The sequence below is a fragment of the Aureimonas flava genome (genome assembly GCF_003583935.1).
GTDB lineage: Bacteria > Pseudomonadota > Alphaproteobacteria > Rhizobiales > Rhizobiaceae > Aureimonas > Aureimonas flava.
Map to the genome: position 1 here is coordinate 97,905 of NZ_QYRN01000003.1, position 19,563 is coordinate 117,467.

Sequence of the window (19,563 nt, forward strand, 5' to 3'; positions counted from 1 at the left end):
GAAATCGCCCTGTCGCGAGCCTTGCCGCGCCGGCGGCAAGGCATGGCGTCAGTAGGGCAGCACGTTGTCGAGGACCTGCTGCCCCCAGCCCGGTTGCTGCACCTCCGTCAGGCGGCCGCGACCGCCGTAGGAGATGCGCGCTTCGGCGATCTTCTCGTAGTTGATCGTGTTGTTCGGCAGGATGTCGCCCGGCCGGATGATGCCGGCGATCGACAGAACGCGCACCTCGAAGTTGACGCGGACCTCCTGCTGGCCGGCGATGTAGAGGTTGCCGTTGGGCAGGACCTGCGTCACCACGGCGGCGACCGAGACGTTGATCTCCTCCTTGCGGTCCACCTTGCCCTTGCCCGTCGCCTTGGTGCCGTTCGAAAGGCCAAGCGTCGTGCCGACGGTCGGGAGCCCGAAGGAGCCGAGCGATCCTTTGAGGTCCGCGCCGACGTCCACGCCGGAATCGCGCGAACGCTTGGTGTTGTTGTCGAGCGTCGCCTTGTCGTCGATCTTGATCTTCACCGTGACGATGTCGCCGATGTTGAGGGCGCGCGTGTCGCGGAAGAGATCGGCGTTGCGACCGGTCCACAACGAATTGACGTTGCGCGGCAGCTCGCCGGGGCCGGGGCCGGGCGCGGGCTGGACGATCGGCGCGTTCTGGTAGAGGCCGGTGCCGACGGGCGTCAGCACGGGCTCGCGGAACGCGTCCTCGCGCGTGGTGGAGCAGCCGGCGAGAAGGCCCGCCGCCAGGATGGGGGCGATGGCTCTCACAGGGTCTGGTCCTTTGCGCCGGCCTCGGCGGAGGCCCGGTCGGTCTTCTTGACGATCAGCGCCGCAAGCTCGGAGGCGATGGGAGCGGGCATCTCCGCCAGGATCGCGCTTGCCTGGCGTGCCTTGAGGCGCGTCAGCAGCGACGCGGCGATGGGCCGGTCCAGGGCGGCCATCTGCGCGGCGGCCGCGTCCGGCTTCATGCCGGCATAGATGCCGATCACGATGTCGGAGGTGGACTCGATGAAGTCGCGGCGCTCGCCCAGCCACTTCTCGACCTCGGCACGCTTGGTCTCGAGCTCGTCGATCTTGGCGGAGATCTCGTCCTCCGCCTGCTTGATCTCGGCGAGCTGCATCGCGTTGCGCGCGTCCAGCGCCGGGTTGGCGATGTTGGCGCAGTAGCGCTCGGTGTCGGTCATCTGCACGTCGGGCGGCACGACCTCCTTGCCGTCGGGTCCGATGACGCGCAGCTTGGCGGGACCCGCCGGCATCTGCGGCGGCGCTTCGGACGCGCCCTCGGCCGCGAAGGCGGAGCCGGCCGCCAGGACGGCGAGGGCAAGGCCGAGCCCGAAGCGGGCGCGCGGAAAAGCGATGGGGGTCATTACTGCACCACGATCTCGGCCTGCATGGCGCCGGCCGTCTTGATAGCCTGGAGAATGGCGATGATGCCGGTCGGCTTGAGGCCGAGGCGGTTCAGGCCGCGCACGACGCTGTCCAGATTGGCGCCCTGGACGATGGCGAGGTTGCCGCCGCCCTGCTCCGCGTTCACCACCGTGTCGGCGGTCACCACCGTCTCGCCGTTGCTCAGCGGTCCGGGCTGCGAGACGTTCGGAATGTCGGTGATGCGCACCGTGAGGCTGCCGTGCGTGACGGCCACGGTGGAGATCTGGACGTCCTTGCCGATCACCACCGTGCCGGTGCGCTCGTCGATCACCACGCGCGCCGCCTGGTCCGGCTCGATCATCAGGTCGCCGAGGTCGGCGATGAAGCGGGTGGAGGACATCTTGGTCGGGCGGGTCAGCGAGATGGTGCGGAAGTCCTGCTCGCGCGCCACCGGCTTGCCCCAGGCGCCCACGGCGAAGGCGTTGATCGCGTCCACCACGCGGATCGCGGTCCGGTAGTCCGGATTGCGCAATTCCATGGTGATCACGGGCGTGTCCACCGTGGCGCGCGGCACCTCGCGTTCGATCAGCGCGCCGCCGGCGATCCGTCCCGTCGTGGGCGTGCCCTGCGTCAGGCTCTCGTTCGTGCCCTCGGAGGTGAAGCCGCTGACGGCCAGCGCCCCCTGCCCCACCGCGTAGATCTCTCCGTCGGGCCCGTAGAGCGGCGTCATCACCAGCGTTCCGCCCATGAGCGAAGCGGCGTCGCCGAGCGAGGAGACGGACACGTCGATGCGCGAGCCGATGCCGGCGAAGGCCGGCAGGTCGGCGGTGACGATCACGGCCGCGACGTTGCGCGTGCGCGGGTTGGCGCCGCGCACGTTGACGCCCATGCGATCCAGCATGGACTGGAGCGACTGCTCGGTGAAGGGCGAGTTGCGCAAGCTGTCGCCCGTGCCCTGGAGACCGATCACCAGGCCGTAGCCGACGAGCTGGTTGTCGCGCACGCCCTTGATCGTGGTGACGTCCTTGATGCGCACGCCGCCGGACTGGCGGGCACGGGGCACGATGGTCTGGAAGTTCTCGCGCGCGCCGATGCCGGCCTGCGCGTAGCCGAAGTCCTGCGCGCCGTAGTCGGCGGCCTGGGCCGGCAGCGCGAAGGCGACGAGGCAGGAGCCGAGCACGAGCCGGCGCAGGAGGGAGCTCATCGCGACGACACCTCGATGCTTCCGTCCTCGGTCGCGACGCCGCTGATCGTCACGCCGCTGTCGATGTTGCGCACGCGCACGGCCTGCCCGGCCTGGGCGGACTGGAGCGGGATGCCCTTGCCGGTGATCAGCAGCCCTTCCTCGCGGTAGACGAGGGTGGTGGCCTGCCCCACCGTGACGGCGTCGGGCGACTTCAGGTCGCTGAGCAGGATCGGCTGGTTCGGCAGCAGGGTGCGGCGCGCGAGCCGGTCCTTCAGCATGCCCTCCTCGACCACGTAGGCCGAGAGCTGGTTGCCGGGCACGGAGAAGCGGGCGGAGATGACGCCGCGCTCCAGGACGCTCTGGCCGGGATAGACCACGGCGGTCGGCACCGGCAGGTTGAGGTCGGCGGCGCCCGCCGAGCCGGCGGCCGGGACGAGGCCGAGCGCGGCGGCGGCCAGGACGTTTCGGGCAAGGCGGGCGATGGCGGTCATGATGCTCAGCGAATGCCCTTGGAGACGACGCCCGACATCTCGTCGGCGGCCTGGATGACTTTGGAGTTCATCTCGTAGGCGCGCTGCGCCGAGATCAGCTCGGAGATTTCCTTCACCGGATCGACGTTGGAGTTCTCGAGATAGCCCTGCTTGATGATGCCGAAGCCCGGGTCGCCCGGCACGCCGGCGATCGGCGCGCCCGAGGCGGCGGTCTCGCGGAACAGGTTTCCGCCCTCGGCCGCCAGGCCCGGCTCGTTGGCGAAGTTGACGATGGTGAGCTGGCCGATGAGCTGGGCCTCGCCGTCCACCGTCGCGTAGACCTCGCCGGAATCGTTGATCGAGAGGTCGGTCGTGTTCTCCGGCACGGTGATGCCCGGATCCACGGTGAAGCCGTCGAGGGTGACGATCTGGCCCGTGTCGTTCTTGTTGAAGGCGCCGTCGCGCGTGTAGAGCGTCTCGCCGCCCGGCCCTTCGATCTGGAACCAGCCCTGGCCGTTGATGGCGAGGTCGAGGTTGTTGCCGGTCTGCTCCAGGGCACCCTGGATGTGGACTGCGCGCACGGCGGCCGTGCGCACGCCCAGGCCGATGCGCGCGCCCTCGGGCACGACGTTCTCGCCGCCGCGGGCGGGCACGCCCTGCATCCGCTCGACCTGATAGAGCAGGTCGGTGAACTCGGCGCGCGAGCGCTTGAAGCCGGTTGTGTTGATGTTCGCGATGTTGTTCGCGATCACTTCGACGTTGGTCTGCTGGGCGTTCATGCCGGTCGCGGCGATCGCAAGGGCGCGCATGGGCTGGGACTCTCTTTAGATCGACATGCGGGAAAGTTCGAGATAGGCGGAGACGACCTTGTCGCGCAGCGCGACGGCCGTCTGAAGCGTGCGCTCGGCGCCCATCACGGCGTCGACCACGGCCTGGGTGGAGGCCTTGCCGTTGACGCCCTGGATCGAGGTCGTCTCGGCGCCCTTCATGGTCTGGGCCGCCTCGCGGGCGATCTCGGTCATCGCGGCGGCGAAGCTCTGGCCGGCTTCGGCGGTGGCCCCTGCGCCCGTGGCGGATGCGGGGGAAAGACCGTCGAGGCGCAGGGCGTCGACGCGCGGCATGGCACTGCCGATGGCGGAGATCATGGGCGTCAGCCTCTCATGAGATCGATGGTGAGATTGATGAGCTCGCGCGCCTGCTTGATGACTTGCAGGTTCGCCTCGTAGGAGCGGTTGGCCTCGCGCATGTCGGCCATCTCGACCAGCATGCTGACGTTCGGCATCTTCACGTAGCCGTCCTTGTCGGCGGCCGGATTGCCGGGGTCGAGCTCCATCTTGAAGTCCGAACCGTCGGTGTCGACGGACTTGATGCGCACGAGGTCGGCGCCCGTCAGGCGGTCCATCTCGCTGGTGAAGGACACGGTCTTGCGGCGATAGGGGTCGCTGCCGGGCGTCTCGCCGGTGGATCGCGCGTTGGCGACGTTTTCCGTCACGACGCGCATGCGCTCGGACTGCGCCTCCAGACCGCTGGCTGCGATCTTGAGGGCGGAGGAGATGGAGTCGGTCAAGGCACTAGCCCTTCAGCGTCGACAGATACATGCGTTGGAACGACTTCGCGACCGAGGTCGAGAGGGCGAAGTCGCGCGACACCTCGCCGGCCTTGAGCATCTCCTGCTCGAGGCTCACCGAGTTGCCCGAATGGGTGATGTCCCAGGGCGTCTGCTTGGTCTCGTCCACACCGAACTCGCGCCCCGCCGAGGCCACGAGATGGCTGGGACTGGAGGCGGACATCTGAAGAGCGGTCGTCTCCAGCACCTCGGAAAACGGGGTCACGTCCTTGGCGCGGTAGGTCGGCGTGTTGGCGTTGGCGACGTTCTCCGCCACCACCGCCTGGCGCGCGGAGAGCCATTCGGCACGGCGGGAACTGAGCCCGAAAAGGTAGAACTCGCTCAACGGTCGCGTCCTCGAACAGGTCTTCGATGCCCCCATTCATAGGAAGAGGCACTTGTCCGAAGCTGACGATCTTACAAATTTATTAGTATTAACCTATCGTTAATCAGTATTAACGAAATATCAACGACGTGAAACGAAAAGACCCCGCCGAAGGGCGGGGTCCGTGAAAGGGTCGAGGGTCGGCGGCTGGTTCAGGGCTGGCGGGCCGTCGCCAGTCGCGCCGCCGCGATCGCAGCCTTGAGGCGCTCGGTGTTCGCGGCCGGATCGGCGTCGGGCTCGGAGAAGGCGATGTAGTTGATGTGGACGCCCGCCTTGGTGGCGGACAACGACAGCTTGAAGTGGACGGTGACCTCGCCCCCGTGGAACTCCATGTCGAGGTCGATGGTCGGCGCGCTACCCCAGTTAAGGTGCACGTCGCCGCCCCCCGCGAAGCGGAGCGAGCCCGGCGCCAGATAGAGCTGCGCCGACGATTCCACGATGTCGGCGATGTTGCCGAACTGGTCCATCCGCAGGAACGCGACGTAGTCGACGACGTCGACCAGCCGCAGCTCGGCCACCACTTCCTTGATCCCGTTCGCCAGCGCCTTCTCGCGGTCGGCTGCGTACTTGTTGCGAACGTTGAGCATGACGTGGGAACCCATGGAGGACCTTTACGCGAAATGGATCGATACGACTTCCCGCAAGGGAAGGCAGACGTCGACAGGTCGGCCGGGTCAGGCTGCCCCGATCTCCAGGCGCGAACTGGAGCGCGACTGGAGGAAGTAGATGAGTTCCGCAACGGCCTTGAAGAACTGCGGCGGAATCATCTGGTCGATCTCGACATGATCGTACATCGACCTTGCCAAGAGCTTGTCTTCGATCACCGGGATCTCGTTGGCCTCGGCGATCTCGCGGATCTTCAGCGCCAGGACGTCGACGCCCTTGGCCACGACCACGGGCGCCCCGCCCTCCTCGCGCACGTAGCGCAGGGCGATGGCGTAGTGGGTCGGGTTGGCGATCACGACGGTGGCGCGCGGCACGGCCGCCATCATGCGCCGCTTGGTGCGCTCGCGCGCGATCTGCCGCTGGCGCGCCTTCACCATCGGGTCGCCTTCGGCCTGCTTCATCTCGTCCTTGATCTCCTGCTTGGACATGCGCAGGTCGCGCCGCCACAGGATGCGGGAGAACAGGAGATCGGCGGCCACCAGCACGATCGTGGCGACGGACACCGCCGCCAGCAGCCGCATGGCAAGGCCCAGGATCGTTTCGGGAAGAAGCAGCGGGTCCGAGAACATCGTCTTCAAGAGCAAGGGCAGTTCGTCGGACAAGATCCAACCAACGATGATCGTAACGGCGGAGAACTTGAATAAGGCTTTACCGAACTCCGTGAATCCGCGGCGCCCGAACATCCGGCTCCATCCGCTGGACAGGGACATGTTGGAATACTTGGGCCGGATGCGCTCCAGGTTGATCTGCGGCGGGTTCTGAAGCAGCGAGGCGAGGATGCCGGCCAGCATGAAGAGGCCCGTCGCCGGCAGGACGAACTTGGCGCTCTGGATGGTGATCGTGTGCAGAAACTGCAGCGCGTCGATTCCGTTCCCGATCGACCATTGCGTCGGGTTCTCGAAGGTGACCTTGAGATCGCTGGCGAGCTGCGCGGCGTTGTTGCGGGCCTGGAAGACCACGACGGCGATCGCGGCCAGGAGCGAGGCGAGGATCGGCGCCTCGCGGGAAACCGGAAGGTTGCCCTTCTCGACGGTGTCGCGAATTCGCTTTTCCGTCGGTTCCTCGGTTTGGGACTCCTTGTCCGCCCCCTCCGCCATGCCGCGCCCGCCTTCCCGCGAAACGATGCGGGCCCCGGACGCCGCTCAGGGCGCCGGGGCCGCTGGTTGGATCAGCCCTCGGCCTTCTCGGCGAGGTCGATGCGCCCCTCGGCGGCAAGGCTCAGGGCGGCGCCGGCAATCGCCCGGCGGGCCGCCTGGACGGCGTCGGCGGCGGCCGGCTCGTTGCGGCCGAGTTCCGCTTCCACCATGCGACGCGCGCGGGCGCCCATGGCCGAGAGCACGGCCTCGCGCAGGTCCTGCGGCGCGCCGTTGAGCGCCAGCGTCACCTGCTCCACCTGGATCGCGTCGAACAGGACGAGCCGCCCCTTCCTGCTGAGCCCGGCCACGTCCTCGAAGGCGAAGAGCAGCTTGCGCAGCGCGGCTGCCTCTTCCGGTTCCGCGGTCTCCAGCGCGGCGAGGAGTTCCTCGGTCTGCGCCTTCTCCATGCGGTTCACGATCTCGGCCATGGTCGCGTAGCGCTCGCGGCGCTCGGCGCCCTTGGAGGCGGCCACGAAGGCCTCGCGGCAGCGCCGCTCGATCAGCCGCGCGACCGCTTCCGGCGGCGGGGCCGAGGAGAGCATGCGGCGCATGATGTCGTTGCGTCGGGTCGCCGGCATCCCGGCGACGATCGTGGCGGAGAAGTCCGACTTCACCCGCTGCAGGATATAGGCCGCGACCTGCGGATGCTCGCGGTCGAGCACCTTCGCCAGCGCCTCCTGCCCGAGCTGCTCGATTTCCTGCCAGACCGGGACGCCGCCCTCGTCGACGGGCATCGCTTCGCCGTCGAAGACGAGCGCGAGCTCCTCGCGCGTCAGGCTGCTGCGCAGCAGCTTGGTCATCTCGCCGTCGAGGCCGGTGATCGCCGGCCCCACCCGGAACGCGTCCTGGAAGTCGGCGACGATCTCGTCCAGCTCCATCGGGGTGACGGAATTGGGCAGCGCCGCGCTCTGGCGCAACGCACGGATCTCCTCGGCGGAGAAGTGCTTCAGGAGCTTGGTCGCGCCCTCCCCGCCCAGCGTCAGGAGCAGGACGGCGGCGCGCGAGGCGCCGGACAGCGTCGGCGCTCCCAACTCTCGGCTCTGATAGGCTTCGGAGAGCATCGGCCGTTAGGCGCCCTTGACCCGCGGCTGGCGGGCGGTGGGGGAGACGATCTCGGTGAGCGTGATCCCGAAACGCGATTCCTCGTTCTCCAGGACCACGACCTCGCCCCGCGCGACGATGCGGCCGTTGACGATGAGGTCCACCGGGTCGGAGATGTTGGTGTCGAGCTTCACCACGGCGCCGCGGCCCAGCTTCATGAGGTTGGCGACCGGCATCACCGTGGAGCCGAGCACGACCTGCATGGTCACCGGGATGTTCATGATGACGTCGAGGTTGGGCGTCGCCTCGACGGCGGGCTCCTCCTCCGCGTCCGCGAAGCTCATCCCATGGCCCATCTCGTGGGCCTCCTCGGTGTCCTCGACCGTCTCGTCCATCTCGAACCCCGCCTCCATGGCGCCGAACTGGCCACCGAACTGGGTTTCGGTCTCGACTTCCATCGTCTCGTTCTGCATCGGGGTCGTCCTTGGAATAGGTCGGATCGCAGGCGATCCGGTCATCAACGGATAGCGGTCGGAACTGACGCGAAACGGGAGATCGCGTCGTTGTCATGGAGGATCGTCGCGGCGGTGACCGAGGCGGTGCGCCGCTGCTCGTAGGAATCGAGCAGGACGTCCAGCCGCTCCACCAGCTCCTGCGCCTCGCAGGCCCGTTCCTCCAGCGCGCGCAGCGTGCGGACGCCCTCGCTCTTCAGGAGAACCACGGCGTTGGCGGCACGGTTGATCGAGGCGTCGGCGTCCTCGAGCGCCTGGCGGAAGCCGCTTTCTTCGGAGCGAAGGCGCTTCAGCTCCTTGTACATCGAGCCGGTGCGCCAGCTCGTGATGAGGAGGGCGCCGACCAGGATGGCGTCAATGAGCCAGGATGTCATCGATGAACTCCTCGGTCGGGTCGACGGGTTCGGAAACCTTGACGACGTAGGTGTCGCGCGAGCGGCCCATGGAGCCGCGGAACAGGCGCTGGCCCTCGCATTCCAGAAGCACGAGGCTCTGCATCGTGGCGTCCAGCGCGATCGTCTGGCCGACGTGGAAGGTGGAGATCTCGCCCAGCGACGACTGCTGCTCGCACAGGATGGCGCGCACGTGCATGTCGGTCTTCTGGAAGCCGGCCTCCAGATCGCGCGTCCAGGTCTCGTCGACGATCGACGGGCCCTCGTCGGGCAGCGCGGCGAACTTGCGGCGGTGTGGCGACAGCACCGATTCGGGGATCGCGACGCGCAGCGCCGCCTCGCAGCGACCGATCGACACCCGGAACCGGAACTCCAGGAAGGCCCGCGCCTCGGGGGCGATCGCCTCTTCGAGCTTGTGGCCGATCCCCTCGACCAGGAGACGGTCGGCGGACATGCCGAGCGCCACGACATCCGCGAACACCGCGTTGCCCGTCTCCACGAAGGTGCGCAGCGCGGCGTCGGCGAAGAAGCGCCCGACGCTGGTCAGCGGTCGCCCCGCGGCCGGCGCGTCGCGTCCGTCGCCCCCGAAGCCCGCCTCGGTGATCGTGTCGGCGAACCGCCCGTCGGCCGCCACCAGCGCCGTCTCGCGCCACTTGGCCGAGCGCACGGTGAGCACCATCTGCGTGTCCGTTTCCGACAGGGCGGCGGTCGACAGCACGAAGGGCGAGGAGGCGACGAACTCGACGGAAAGGGGCGAGGCGTGGGCCGCCGCCAGCTTGGCGGACACGGCTTCGGCCCACTTGTTGCCGATCAGCTTGAGGCGCGGAAAGCGCTCCGGCTCGATGCGGGCGGCGGAGCGGAGGCGCTCGCCGATGTTGCGTTCGGTGACCGTGTCCATGATCGTTCCTTACGCGGCCGAGGGCGCGCCGCCGATGGTCTCGGCTTCCACTTGGTCGATGGTGGGGCGGTCGTAGGCGGAGATCGCCTTGCGGCCGTATTCCAGGGCGACCTGCGGCAGGGCGCCGTTCATGTAGGCGATCAGCGTCTGCTTGATGATGACGTACATCCGCATCTTCTTCTCGCGCACGCCCTTCACCTTGGTCGCCAGCGGCGCGAAGACGCCGTAGGAGAAGAAGATGCCGGCGAAGGTTCCCACGAGCGCCGCGCCCACGAGATGGCCGAGCACTTCCGGCGACTGGTCGAGCGCGCCCATCGCGTGGACGATGCCCAGAACCGCGGCCACGATGCCGAGCGCCGGCAGGCCGTCCGCAATGTCCTGGATCGCGTGCTTGGGCTTGAGCTGGTCGCGGGCGACGGTCTGGATCTCCTCCTCCATCAGCGCCTCGATCTCGTGCGGGCGGGCGTTGCCGACGATGATCAGGCGGCAGTAGTCGCAGATGAAGTCGGTCATCGGCTTGTTCTTCAGGATGCTCGGAAAGGCGCTGAAGATCGCCGAGTCGGCCGGGTTGTCGACATGCGCCTCGAACTCGGAGCGCGACTTCGACTTCATCTCGCGCATCAGCGAGTGAAGGAGGCTCAGGAGGTCGAGATAGTCGCGCTGCTTGGGCACGGCGTTCTTGAAGGCCTCGCCGACGGCTTTGCCGGTATCCTTCACGACCTTCATGTTGTTGGCGATCAGGAACGTGCCGAGGGCCGCGCCCAGAATGATCAGGAGCTCGTAGGGCTGCCAGAGCACATAGAGATGTCCGCCAGACGCGACGTAGCCGCCGAGAACGCAGCCGACCGTCACGATAAGGCCGAGAATGATACCCATCGGGCTGTCCCTTGAACGATAAAGGAATTGGTAAGGAGAATTAACGAGGCGGACTTGCGCGAGACTGTGCGTTCGCGGGGTTCGCGGGTCAGCTTCGATCCATTCGGACAGGGCAAGATGCCCGCGATTACGGTCCGCCCGGCGGCGGCGCCGGCGCCCTTCCAGCCGTTCAGTCCCAGGTTCCTCCATGCAAACCACGCTCCCCGTCGCCCTTTCCGCGCAGCTCGCCATGGAGAAGCGTCTCGACACGATCGCCAACAACCTGGCCAACGTGGGCACGGCGGGGTTCCGCTCCGAGGAGGTGAAGTTCGAGAGCGTACTGTCGCGTGCCTCCGCGCGCACGGTGGCCTTCGCCTCGGAGGGGCAGCAGTACATCTCGACCCGCGCCGGGGCGCTGACCGAGACCGGCAACCCGCTGGACATGGCCGTCGCCGGGGAGGCCTTCTTCGCGATCCAGACGCCCAAGGGCACCGTCTACACCCGCGACGGGCGGATGCAGATGTCGGACGCCGGCGAGCTCAAGACCGTCAACGGCGAGTCCTTTCTCGACGTCGGCGGCGCGCCGATCCTGATCGACCCGAACGGCGGCCCCGTCCACATCGCGCACGACGGCATGATCACGCAGGCCGGCGCGCAGCTCGGCGCGGTCGGCCTGTTCAAGATGCCGGTCGGCGCGAACCTGTCGCGCGCCGGCACGTCGGGCGTGGTTCCCGACGCGCCGGCCCAGCCGGTGATCGACTTCAACGAGGACCGCGTGGCGCAGGGCTTCGTGGAAGGGTCCAACGTCAATCCCATCCTCGAGATGACCCGGCTGATCGAGGTCCAGCGGGTCTTCGAGCAGGCCGCGAACATGATCCAGACGTCCGAGAACTCGCTCAACGATGCGGTGACCCAGCTCGGAGCCAGCAAGTGAGGGAAGCCAGCCGGAAGAAGGACCTGTCCGGCCTGGATCAGCCGCTGGTGCGCGTCAGCGGACACGTGGTGGACGTCTCGCCGCAGTCGTTCCGCGTGGCGGGGCTCAGCCCCTATGTCCGCCTCGGCGACTGCATCGTCTGCGAGGGGCCGCACGGGCCCGAGCTCGGCGAGGTGGTGCGCGTCGAGGAGGCGGCCGCGACCGTGAAACCCTTTGCGGTGCGCTTCCACAGCGGCGTGCGCACGCTCGCCTACCGCACCGGCCCCGTCACCGTCGCCCCCTCCCCGGCCTGGAAGGGACGCACGATCGACGCCTTCGGACGGCCGTGCGACGACCTCGGGCCGCTGGAGAACGGGGACGCCGAGTTCGTCACCGACAGCTTGCCGGACGCCGCCATGCGCCGCGCGCGCATACGCCAGCCGGTGCCGACCCAGGTGCGGGCGATCGACATCTTCACGCCGCTGATCCGCGGCCAGCGCATGGGGATCTTCGCAGGCTCGGGCGTCGGCAAGTCGACGCTGATGGGCATGCTGGCGCGCGCCCCCGGCTTCGACACGGTGGTGGTGGCGCTGGTCGGCGAACGCGGCCGCGAGGTGCGCGAGTTCCTGGAGGAGACCATGCGCGGCGAGCTGTCGCGCGTGGTCACCGTGGTGGCCACCGGCGACGAGAGCGCCATGATGCGCCGTCTCGCCCCCAAGACCGCGATGACGGTGGCCGAATACTTCCGCGATCGGGGCGAGCATGTTCTTCTAATTGTGGATTCGGTCACCCGCCTCGCCCATGCCGCGCGCGACGTCGCGCTGGCGGCGGGCGAGCCGCCGGTGGCACGCGGCTATCCGCCGAGCGTCTTTTCCGAACTGCCGCGCCTCCTGGAACGGGCGGGACCCGGCGCCGAGGGGAGCGGCACGATCACCGGCCTGTTCGCCGTGCTGGTGGACGGCGACGACCACAACGAACCGGTGGCGGACGCGATCCGCGGCACGTTGGACGGCCATATCGTGCTGGACCGCGCAATCGCCGAGGAAGGGCGGTTCCCCGCGATCGATCTCCTGAAGTCGATTTCGCGCATGGCCGATCTCGCCTGGAAGCCGGAGGAGCGCGAGCTCGTCTCCCGCCTCAAGGCGATGATTGCCCGCTTCGAGGACACGCGCGATCTGCGGCTCCTGGGCGGGTATCAGCGCGGTGCCGACCCGACGCTCGACCAAGCGGTGGACCTCGTACCCCACGTCTACGGCTGCATGATGCAGCATCCGGGCGACGTGCCGGCGCAGTCGCCGTTCGACGAGCTTTCGCACCGGCTGAAGACGAGCCTGACCGGCAACGCATGAGGGGTGCGTGCGTTCGGGGGCCGCGCGCCGGGCCGGCGTCCGTCAGCCGGCCTTCGCGCTGCCGCTCTCGGCGGGACGGGCGAAACGGCCGGTCCTGAACCCTTCGCGCACGTCCATCAGGATCTTCGGCAGGTCCGACGCCGGCCGCGGCCGGGAGAACAGGAAGCCCTGCACTTCGGTGCAGCCTTCCTGCTCCAGGCGCATGAGCTGGTCCACCGTCTCCACGCCCTCGGCGATCACGCCCATGCGCATCGCCGCCCCGAGGCCCATCACCGCGCGCACGATGGCGATGTTCTCGTCGCGGCCCATGTCGCGCACGAACGACTGGTCGATCTTGATCTTGTCGAAAGGGAAGCGGCTGAGATACCCGAGCGACGAATAGCCCGTGCCGAAATCGTCCATCGACATGACGAGACCGAGCCGGCGCAGGCTCTGGAGCGTCTCCAGGACGCCCTCGGCATCGTCCAGGAACAGCGACTCGGTCACCTCGAGTTGCAGTCGCTCCGGCGCCAGCCCGCTGGACTTCAGGGCGTTCTGGACCACGGACACGATGCCCGCGCTCTTCACCTGGAGTGGCGACAGGTTGACCGAGAGCGTCAGGTTGGCAGGCCATCCGGCCGCCTGCCGGCAGGCCTCGAACAGGACGAACCGACCGAGCGGAACGATCAGGCCCATCTCTTCCATGAGCGGGATGAAGGTTCCCGGCCCTACCACGCCGCGCGTCGGATGGCGCCAGCGCACCAGCGCCTCGAAGCCCGAGACGGCGCGGCGCCGCAGGTCCACGAACGGCTGGAAGTGCAGCTCGAACTCGTTGCGCTCGATGGCGGCGCGCAGGTCGGCGACCATCAGTTGCTTGGCCTGCAGCTCTTCGCGCAGTTCCGGCCGATAGGCCTTGAACTTGCGCAACGGCTGGGCCTTGGCCTGTTGGAGCGCGAGTTCGCAATTCTGCATGGCCCGGGCGGCGTCGAGCCCGGCCAGGCGGTCGTCGCGGCTGATCGCCACCAGGCCCACGGCCACGGCGACCGCGAGCGGGCGTCCCGCGACGCGGATCGGCCGTCCGTCCACCGCTTCCATCACCGCACGGGCAAGCCGTTGCTTGCCGCCAGGTTCGTCGCCGAGCGCCAGGAGGATGCCGAACTCGTCGCCGTCCAGCCGCGCCACCAGCGCGTCCTCGGGAACCAGCGAGCGGAACCGCTCGCCCAGCTGCCGAAGAAGATCGTCGCCGGCCGCCTGTCCGAGCGTCGCGTTCACCGTGTTGAAGTCCTCGACGTCGATGGACAGGACCAGGACCTCGCCTTCGATCGTCTCGTCGCGAAGCATCGTCTCGAGCGCGGCGTAGAAGCGCGTCCGGTTCGCGAGCCCAGTCAGGGCGTCCTGCCCCGACAGACGCTCGATCTCGCGGCTCACTGCCTGGAGGCGGGTCACGTCCTCGAAGATCACGATCGTCCCGCCGACCTGCGGGCTGGAATGGCGGCGCAGCTCGAAGGTGCGCCCGTCCGGCGCGTCACGCGTCTCGTTCTCCTGCGGCGGCGGCACCAGAAGGTGCGAAAGGAGCGGGTCGGCGTTCGGCGCGGTCGCCACCATGCCCGCCTGCATGGACGGGAAGAGCTGACTGAACGCGGCGTTGACGCTCAGGATCTTGCCCGCGTCGTCCAGCACGCAGAAGGCCTGGGGGACGTTGTTCAGCGCGGCTTCGAACCGCTTGCGCTGGCGCTGGAGCTCGTCCTCGTGACGGCGCGCGGTTTCGCGCCGGCCGGCCGCGATCTCCTCGATCCGGTCGTCGAGCGTGATCTCCACGAACTGGATCGCCGCCTCGAGTTCGGCGATCGCGTCGCCGGTGATGGGGACGACAGCCCCTTCGCCGCTCACGCGCAGCAGGCTGGACGTCGCCTGCCGGATCGAGTTGGCGATGCTGCGCGAGAGGTAGACGAGGATCAGGAGGCCTGCCAGGAGCCCGGCCAGGATGCCGGCCGTGACCACGCGCTTCAGCTCGTCCGAACGCGCCGTGGCGTCGCTGCGCAGCGAGTCCACGCCATGCCGGAGGTCGTGGGCGATCCCGTTGAGGCGCGAGACGATCTCCGACATCTCGCGACGCACGAGGCGCAGCGTGACGTCGCCGTCCGCGAGGCGCAGGCGGTTGATGCTGTAGTCCAGTTCGTCGAACTTGGCGGCGACCGAACGGCCGTCCATCGTCACCATGCGCAGCTCGGCCATCACCTTGGACAGGCCGTCCGCGAGCTGCGCGGTTTCCTCGCGCGTGACGATCCGGGCGGCGTCGCCGCGGCGCTGCTGCTCGAACCGGTCGGCCAGCTCGTCCGCGCGGATCGCTGCGGCTTCGACGCGCGCGAGCGGGTTGGCGCTTTCGCGGACCACGCGCTCGGAGGCCTCCACCAGCGCTCCGCTGCTGCGATCGATCGTCAAGGCAAACCCGGCGCCCAAGAGCCCGAGAACCAGTCCGCTCGCCAGAAGCTTGGCATTGATGGACATGAACGACCGTGTCTCTCGCATACGGGGAATGCCGGCGGCCCGGATCCCGTGAATCGGCTGCTTGATTCAAATTGTAGCTGGCGCACGTTATGGTTCCGTTACTCTACCGTATGTCGGCAACAACCAGCGGTTCGATAGGCGCGACCCAAGGACACGGTTCGGGCTTAAATTTCCGCAAGGTCCCGGCCCGGACTTGTGGCGCGCGACGAATTGAGCCAATCCCCGTTCGCCTCGCGCCGGGCATGGAATTGGGCGGCGGCGGAATGTGCGGGTACCGATGAGCGTGGAAGCGGAAATCACGGAATCTGCGGCCGCGCCGCGTTCGGGACGCGGCTGGAAGACCTGGGTGCCGGTGGGCATCGGGCTGGCCATCACGGTGGTGGCCTTCGCCACCCTGCACACCATGATGTCCACCCTCTCCCTCGGTCAGATCCACGAGGCGGTGACGAGCGTTCCGGCACCGGCTCTCCTTTTGGCCGTGTTCTTCACCGTGGTCAGCTTCGCGGCCGTCTCCCTCTACGACGTCGTGGCGGTGGAGACGATCGCGCCCGGCCGCGTGTCGCGTCCCGTGGCGGCGACCGTGGGTGCGGCGGGCTACGCCATCTCCAACGCGCTCGGCTTCCCGCTGCTGACCGGCGGCGCGCTGCGCTATCACGCCTACAAGTCGGGCGGCATCGAACTCGCCGACATCGGCCGGATCGTCGGCACGTCCTGGTTCGCCTTGTGGTTCGCCCTCGCGATCATGCTCGGGATCGCCCTGATGGTGGATCCGAGCGGCATCCCGTTCCTGCGCGACCTCGACCACCGCGTCGACCTGATCCTCGGCATCGTCATCGTCGCGCTGGTGGCGCTGTTCGTGGCCTGGCTTTCGCGGGGCGCGCGAGAAGTCCGCATCGGTCGCTTCCACATGGCGCTGCCGTCGCATCGCGGCGCCCTGGTGCAGCTCGTGGCCGGCATCGTCGACGTCGGCGCGGCGGCAGCCGTGCTCTACGTGCTGATGCCGCCCGGCACGGTCGGCAGCTTCCTCCTGTTCTCCCTGGTCTTCGCCGTCGCCACCGTGGTCGGCGTCGCATCCTCGGCGCCCGGCGGCCTCGGCGCCTTCGAGGCGACGCTCCTGGTCACGCTGGGCCTGTCCGACCGGGCGGACGTCGTGGCCGCCCTGGTGCTCTACCGCCTGATCTACACCGTGCTGCCGCTGGTCGTGACCGTGGTCGGCCTCGCGGTCATCGAGGTGTTCCGGCGCCGGGGCGTCGTCGCGGGGCCGGCCAAGGAACTGGCGCGTGCGGTGGAGCCGATCGTCCCACCGGCCGTCGCCGCCCTGACCTTCGGCGGCGGCCTGGTGCTGCTCGCCTCGGGCGTGCTCCCGAGCGTCGCCACGCGCATCGGCATCCTGGGCGACATCGTGCCCCTCCCCTTCATCGAGATGTCGCAGCTCGCCGCGAGCTTCGTGGGCGTCGCGCTGCTGATCGTCGCGCGGGGCCTGGCCAAACGGCTGTGGCGGGCCTGGGTCGTGTCGCTGGCGCTGCTTCTGGCGGGCGCGGTCTTCGCCCTGTCCCGAGGCCTCGACTGGGAGGAGGCCGTGCTCCTGGTGATCCAGGCCACGCTCCTGCTCGGCTTCCGCCGCGCCTTCTACCGCCGTTCGGTGCTCAACCCCTTCGCCCTCACCTGGAGCTGGCTTGCCGCCGTGCTCGCCACGGTGATGGCCTCGATCTGGCTCGGCTTCTTCGCCTATCGCCACGTCGAGTACGCCAACACCATGTGGTGGGACTTCGCGCTGGACGCCGACGCGCCCCGCTTCCTGCGGGCGAGCGTCGTCGCCATCGCCATCGTCGCGGCCGTCGGGCTCGACGTCGCCATCCATCGGCGCACGGAGCGCATCCAGCGGTTCAGCGCCATTCCGCCCGAGGTCGCGCCCATCGTCGCCGGCCACCCGTCCACGGTCGCCTGGCTCGCGCTTCTCGGCGACAAGCGGTTCCTGTTCTCGCCCGACCGGCGCGGCTTCGTGATGTATGCCCGGTCCGGCGGCAGCCTGGTGGCGCTCGGCGAGCCGGTCGGCCCGCCGGACGTCGTGGCCGAACTCGCCTGGAGCTTCCGCGACCTCGCCGACCGGCAGGCGGAGCGGACGGTGTTCTACCAGGTCGGACCGCAGAGCCTTCCGCTGTTCCTCGACATGGGGCTGTCGGCCCTGAAGCTCGGCGAGGTCGCCCGCGTCGACCTGCCGGCCTTCAAGCTCGAGGGGCAGAAGATGCAGAACCTGCGCACCGCGATCCGGCGTGCGGAGCGCGAGGGGCTGGAGTTCGAGATCATCGGCCCCGAGACCGTCCAGGCCGAGATGGACGAGCTGCGCGCCGTGTCCGACGCCTGGCTCCAGAGCAAGTCCGGTTCGGAGAAGGGCTTCTCCCTCGGCTACTTCGACGAGAAGTATCTCGGCCATTTCGACATGGCGATCCTGCGCAAGGACGGGGCCGTGGTCGCCTTCGCCAACCTGTGGCGCGGGTCCGGCAAGGAGGAGCTGTCGATCGACCTGATGCGCTTCCTGCCCGACGTGTCGCGCGTGCTGATGGACGTGCTGTTCGCCAAGCTTCTGATGTACGGCAAGGACGAGGGCTACCGCTGGTTCAACCTCGGCGCGGCGCCGCTGTCGGGGCTGGTGGACCGTCGAGGCGCCTCGCGCTGGAACCGTTTCGGCTCCTTCCTGTATCGACGCGGCGGCAACTTCTACCATTTCGATGGCCTGAAGGGGTTCAAGCAGAAGTTCAACCCGGTGTGGACTCCGCACTACCTGATCTGCCCCGGCGGCTTCGACACGGCCAAGTGCCTGGTCGACGTCACCGCGCTGATCTCCGGTCGACCGAAGCAGGATTCATGAAGCGCACCTTTTCCGTTCTGTCCGCCGCCGTCGCCCTGATGCTGCTGGGCGGCGCGAGCTCCGCCCTTCTCGCCTCCCGCGCGCTGGATCAGGCGGCCGGAAGCCTGTCCGCCGCGCGCATCTCCTACGAGAACCTCCAGGACGTCGACGTGCTGGCGCCCGACGACGACGCGGGCGGGCTCGTGGTGCTCCTGTCCGACCGGGGCGGCATCACGGCCGCCGACCGCGACCTCGCGTCCCGGCTCGTGTCCGAGGGGCTGATCGTGATCCCCGTGGACCTCGACCGCTGGCGCGCCGCGCTGGAGACCGAGGCGGGTCCCGACGGCGAGTGCCTCTATCTCGGGTCCGACCTCGAAGGCATCGCCAAGGAGGCGCTGCGCGCGCTCGAACTGGACACCTATTTCCATCCCGTGGTGGTCGGACGGGGCGAGGGCGGCACGCTCGCCTATGCCGCCGTGGCCGACGCGCCGGCCGCGACGCTCGCCGGCGGCGTCGCGCTGGATTCCCCGCCCGCCGCCCACAGCCGCGTCCCGGTCTGCGAGGGCGCCACGGCGACGCCCGCCGGGACCGGAAGCTTCGCCTACGATCGCGGCGCGGACCTGCCCGCACCCTTCACCTTCGTCGCCGCCGAGGGCACCGAGATCGCCACCGCGATGAAGGCCCCGATGCGGGCCGGCCAGTCGGCGGTCGCAGAGCCCGAGGCGCGCCTCGCGGCGACCACGCAGGCCACCCTCTCGATCGCCGACGCCGACCGGACGGAGCTTCCCATCGTTGTGGGCAAGCCCAAGGGCGCGCCCAAGGGCGTCGTGGTCTTCTTCTCCGGCGACGGCGGCTGGCGCGACCTCGACAAGACGATCGGCGACTGGCTCACCGCCGAAGGCATCGAGGTGATCGGCGTCGATTCGCTGCGCTACTTCTGGTCGGAGAAGACCGCCAAGGAGATGGCCGACGACATCGGCTCGATGCTCGCCAACGCCAAGCCGGCGCCCGACGTGCCGATCGGCCTCCTGGGATATTCGTTCGGTGCGGACACCCTGCCCTTCGCGATCCGCGAACTGGCTCCCGAATGGTCCAAGCGCGTCTCGCTGATCGGCCTGCTCGCCCCATCCATCGAGACCGGCTTCCAGATCTCCGTCGGCGGCTGGCTCGGCATGTCGACCGGCGACAGCGACGTGGTCGCGGCCGCCGCCGGCCTGCCCGCCGACCGCGTGCTCTGCATCTACGGGACGGACGACGACGGCAGCGCCTGCGTGGAACCGAGGCTCGCCGCCTTCACCAAGCTTCCCATCGAAGGGGGGCACCATTTCGACGGCAATTACGACGCGCTGGCCGCCCGCATCCTGGCAGCCCTGCGCGCCGGCCCGCAGGCCGCGCTGGCGACCCCGCCGACGCCCGCCGGACCGCCCGCGCCCCCATCCGCGAACTGAGGCGCGGCCCGG

General features: G+C 68.9%; 20 protein-coding genes. 4 read left to right on the forward strand and 16 right to left on the reverse strand.

The annotated features are described in order from the left end of the window. Positions 1-48: 48 nt before the first annotated feature. The 15 genes from flgH to motA all read right to left on the reverse strand — a co-directional run bounded on the left by flgH (position 49) and on the right by motA (position 10,527). Entirely contained in the window at positions 49-759 is a 711-nt protein-coding gene (gene flgH, locus D3218_RS06090) for a flagellar basal body L-ring protein FlgH (protein WP_119539030.1), read from the reverse strand. Further along, positions 756-1,358 carry a MotE family protein gene (locus tag D3218_RS06095; RefSeq protein WP_119539031.1) on the reverse strand — a complete coding sequence of 201 codons (603 nt, stop codon included), beginning with the start codon at positions 1,356-1,358 and terminating at the stop codon, positions 756-758. Before D3218_RS06095 ends, flgH begins: the two co-directional genes overlap by 4 nt. Further along, positions 1,358-2,563: a flagellar basal body P-ring protein FlgI gene (locus D3218_RS06100; protein ID WP_119539032.1), complete on the reverse strand. Its 1,206-nt coding sequence runs from the start codon at positions 2,561-2,563 to the stop codon at positions 1,358-1,360. The genes D3218_RS06095 and D3218_RS06100 overlap by 1 nt, the downstream gene beginning before the upstream one ends. Further along, the gene (gene flgA, locus D3218_RS06105; protein WP_119539033.1) at positions 2,560-3,036 is read right to left on the reverse strand and encodes a flagellar basal body P-ring formation chaperone FlgA; all 477 of its coding nucleotides are present in this window, start codon (positions 3,034-3,036) and stop codon (positions 2,560-2,562) included. The genes D3218_RS06100 and flgA overlap by 4 nt, the downstream gene beginning before the upstream one ends. Before the next feature lie 5 nt (positions 3,037-3,041). Further along, complete coding sequence (gene flgG / locus D3218_RS06110; protein ID WP_119539034.1) at positions 3,042-3,824, reverse strand: flagellar basal-body rod protein FlgG; 783 nt, start codon at positions 3,822-3,824, stop codon at positions 3,042-3,044. 15 nt (positions 3,825-3,839) lie between these two features. Beyond that, on the reverse strand, positions 3,840-4,160 hold the full coding sequence (fliE, locus tag D3218_RS06115; protein WP_119539035.1) for a flagellar hook-basal body complex protein FliE: 321 nt from the start codon (positions 4,158-4,160) through the stop codon (positions 3,840-3,842). 5 nt (positions 4,161-4,165) lie between these two features. After that, a complete protein-coding gene (gene flgC, locus D3218_RS06120; RefSeq protein WP_119539036.1) occupies positions 4,166-4,582 on the reverse strand; it encodes a flagellar basal body rod protein FlgC in 417 nt (138 codons plus the stop codon). Between the two features lie 4 nt (positions 4,583-4,586). Next, complete coding sequence (gene flgB / locus D3218_RS06125; RefSeq protein WP_119539037.1) at positions 4,587-4,967, reverse strand: flagellar basal body rod protein FlgB; 381 nt, start codon at positions 4,965-4,967, stop codon at positions 4,587-4,589. A gap of 191 nt (positions 4,968-5,158) precedes the next feature. Next, on the reverse strand, positions 5,159-5,608 hold the full coding sequence (locus D3218_RS06130; RefSeq protein WP_119539038.1) for a hypothetical protein: 450 nt from the start codon (positions 5,606-5,608) through the stop codon (positions 5,159-5,161). Positions 5,609-5,680: 72 nt separating this feature from the next. Next, positions 5,681-6,769 (reverse strand): flagellar biosynthesis protein FlhB, encoded by a 1,089-nt coding sequence (gene flhB / locus D3218_RS06135; RefSeq protein ID WP_119539039.1) that lies wholly within the window; start codon positions 6,767-6,769, stop codon positions 5,681-5,683. A gap of 71 nt (positions 6,770-6,840) precedes the next feature. Next, positions 6,841-7,839 carry a FliG C-terminal domain-containing protein gene (locus D3218_RS06140; RefSeq protein WP_168990423.1) on the reverse strand — a complete coding sequence of 333 codons (999 nt, stop codon included), beginning with the start codon at positions 7,837-7,839 and terminating at the stop codon, positions 6,841-6,843. A 36-nt stretch (positions 7,840-7,875) separates the two neighbouring features. Next, positions 7,876-8,205 carry a flagellar motor switch protein FliN gene (gene fliN / locus D3218_RS06145; protein WP_210209652.1) on the reverse strand — a complete coding sequence of 110 codons (330 nt, stop codon included), beginning with the start codon at positions 8,203-8,205 and terminating at the stop codon, positions 7,876-7,878. A gap of 161 nt (positions 8,206-8,366) precedes the next feature. Beyond that, complete coding sequence (locus D3218_RS06150) at positions 8,367-8,735, reverse strand: hypothetical protein (RefSeq protein ID WP_119539041.1); 369 nt, start codon at positions 8,733-8,735, stop codon at positions 8,367-8,369. Continuing rightward, a complete protein-coding gene (locus D3218_RS06155; protein ID WP_119539042.1) occupies positions 8,716-9,651 on the reverse strand; it encodes a FliM/FliN family flagellar motor switch protein in 936 nt (311 codons plus the stop codon). Before D3218_RS06155 ends, D3218_RS06150 begins: the two co-directional genes overlap by 20 nt. Before the next feature lie 9 nt (positions 9,652-9,660). Continuing rightward, the gene (motA, locus tag D3218_RS06160; protein ID WP_119539043.1) at positions 9,661-10,527 is read right to left on the reverse strand and encodes a flagellar motor stator protein MotA; all 867 of its coding nucleotides are present in this window, start codon (positions 10,525-10,527) and stop codon (positions 9,661-9,663) included. Between the two features lie 187 nt (positions 10,528-10,714). Here motA and flgF point away from each other — a divergent pair, with 187 nt between their 5' ends. Next, the gene (flgF, locus tag D3218_RS06165) at positions 10,715-11,440 is read left to right on the forward strand and encodes a flagellar basal-body rod protein FlgF (protein WP_119539044.1); all 726 of its coding nucleotides are present in this window, start codon (positions 10,715-10,717) and stop codon (positions 11,438-11,440) included. Then, positions 11,437-12,768: a FliI/YscN family ATPase gene (locus tag D3218_RS06170; RefSeq protein WP_119539045.1), complete on the forward strand. Its 1,332-nt coding sequence runs from the start codon at positions 11,437-11,439 to the stop codon at positions 12,766-12,768. Before flgF ends, D3218_RS06170 begins: the two co-directional genes overlap by 4 nt. A 42-nt stretch (positions 12,769-12,810) precedes the next feature. On the opposite strand, the gene D3218_RS06175 is transcribed toward D3218_RS06170, so the two are convergent. Further along, entirely contained in the window at positions 12,811-15,255 is a 2,445-nt protein-coding gene (locus tag D3218_RS06175; protein WP_168990424.1) for a putative bifunctional diguanylate cyclase/phosphodiesterase, read from the reverse strand. 277 nt (positions 15,256-15,532) lie between these two features. On the opposite strand from D3218_RS06175, the gene mprF reads away from it, so the two are divergent. Continuing rightward, on the forward strand, positions 15,533-18,124 hold the full coding sequence (gene mprF / locus D3218_RS06180) for a bifunctional lysylphosphatidylglycerol flippase/synthetase MprF (protein WP_119539047.1): 2,592 nt from the start codon (positions 15,533-15,535) through the stop codon (positions 18,122-18,124). Beyond that, entirely contained in the window at positions 18,121-19,551 is a 1,431-nt protein-coding gene (locus D3218_RS06185; protein ID WP_245414939.1) for an AcvB/VirJ family lysyl-phosphatidylglycerol hydrolase, read from the forward strand. Before mprF ends, D3218_RS06185 begins: the two co-directional genes overlap by 4 nt. The last annotated feature ends 12 nt before the right edge of the window (positions 19,552-19,563 follow it).

What these genes read in the sequence shown, in the direction of transcription:
- D3218_RS06095 (WP_119539031.1), bottom strand. Translation starts at nt 1,358, where the DNA reads ATGACCCCCATCGCTTTTCCGCGCGCCCGCTTCGGGCTCGGCCTTGCC.
- D3218_RS06100 (WP_119539032.1), bottom strand. Translation starts at nt 2,563, where the DNA reads ATGAGCTCCCTCCTGCGCCGGCTCGTGCTCGGCTCCTGCCTCGTCGCC.
- flgA (WP_119539033.1), bottom strand. Translation starts at nt 3,036, where the DNA reads ATGACCGCCATCGCCCGCCTTGCCCGAAACGTCCTGGCCGCCGCCGCG.
- flgG (WP_119539034.1), bottom strand. Translation starts at nt 3,824, where the DNA reads ATGCGCGCCCTTGCGATCGCCGCGACCGGCATGAACGCCCAGCAGACC.
- fliE (WP_119539035.1), bottom strand. Translation starts at nt 4,160, where the DNA reads ATGATCTCCGCCATCGGCAGTGCCATGCCGCGCGTCGACGCCCTGCGC.
- D3218_RS06130 (WP_119539038.1), bottom strand. Translation starts at nt 5,608, where the DNA reads ATGGGTTCCCACGTCATGCTCAACGTTCGCAACAAGTACGCAGCCGAC.
- flhB (WP_119539039.1), bottom strand. Translation starts at nt 6,769, where the DNA reads ATGGCGGAGGGGGCGGACAAGGAGTCCCAAACCGAGGAACCGACGGAA.
- fliN (WP_210209652.1), bottom strand. Translation starts at nt 8,205, where the DNA reads ATGGGCCATGGGATGAGCTTCGCGGACGCGGAGGAGGAGCCCGCCGTC.
- D3218_RS06150 (WP_119539041.1), bottom strand. Translation starts at nt 8,735, where the DNA reads ATGACATCCTGGCTCATTGACGCCATCCTGGTCGGCGCCCTCCTCATC.
- D3218_RS06155 (WP_119539042.1), bottom strand. Translation starts at nt 9,651, where the DNA reads ATGGACACGGTCACCGAACGCAACATCGGCGAGCGCCTCCGCTCCGCC.
- motA (WP_119539043.1), bottom strand. Translation starts at nt 10,527, where the DNA reads ATGGGTATCATTCTCGGCCTTATCGTGACGGTCGGCTGCGTTCTCGGC.
- flgF (WP_119539044.1), top strand. Translation starts at nt 10,715, where the DNA reads ATGCAAACCACGCTCCCCGTCGCCCTTTCCGCGCAGCTCGCCATGGAG.
- D3218_RS06175 (WP_168990424.1), bottom strand. Translation starts at nt 15,255, where the DNA reads ATGTCCATCAATGCCAAGCTTCTGGCGAGCGGACTGGTTCTCGGGCTC.
- mprF (WP_119539047.1), top strand. Translation starts at nt 15,533, where the DNA reads ATGAGCGTGGAAGCGGAAATCACGGAATCTGCGGCCGCGCCGCGTTCG.
- D3218_RS06185 (WP_245414939.1), top strand. Translation starts at nt 18,121, where the DNA reads ATGAAGCGCACCTTTTCCGTTCTGTCCGCCGCCGTCGCCCTGATGCTG.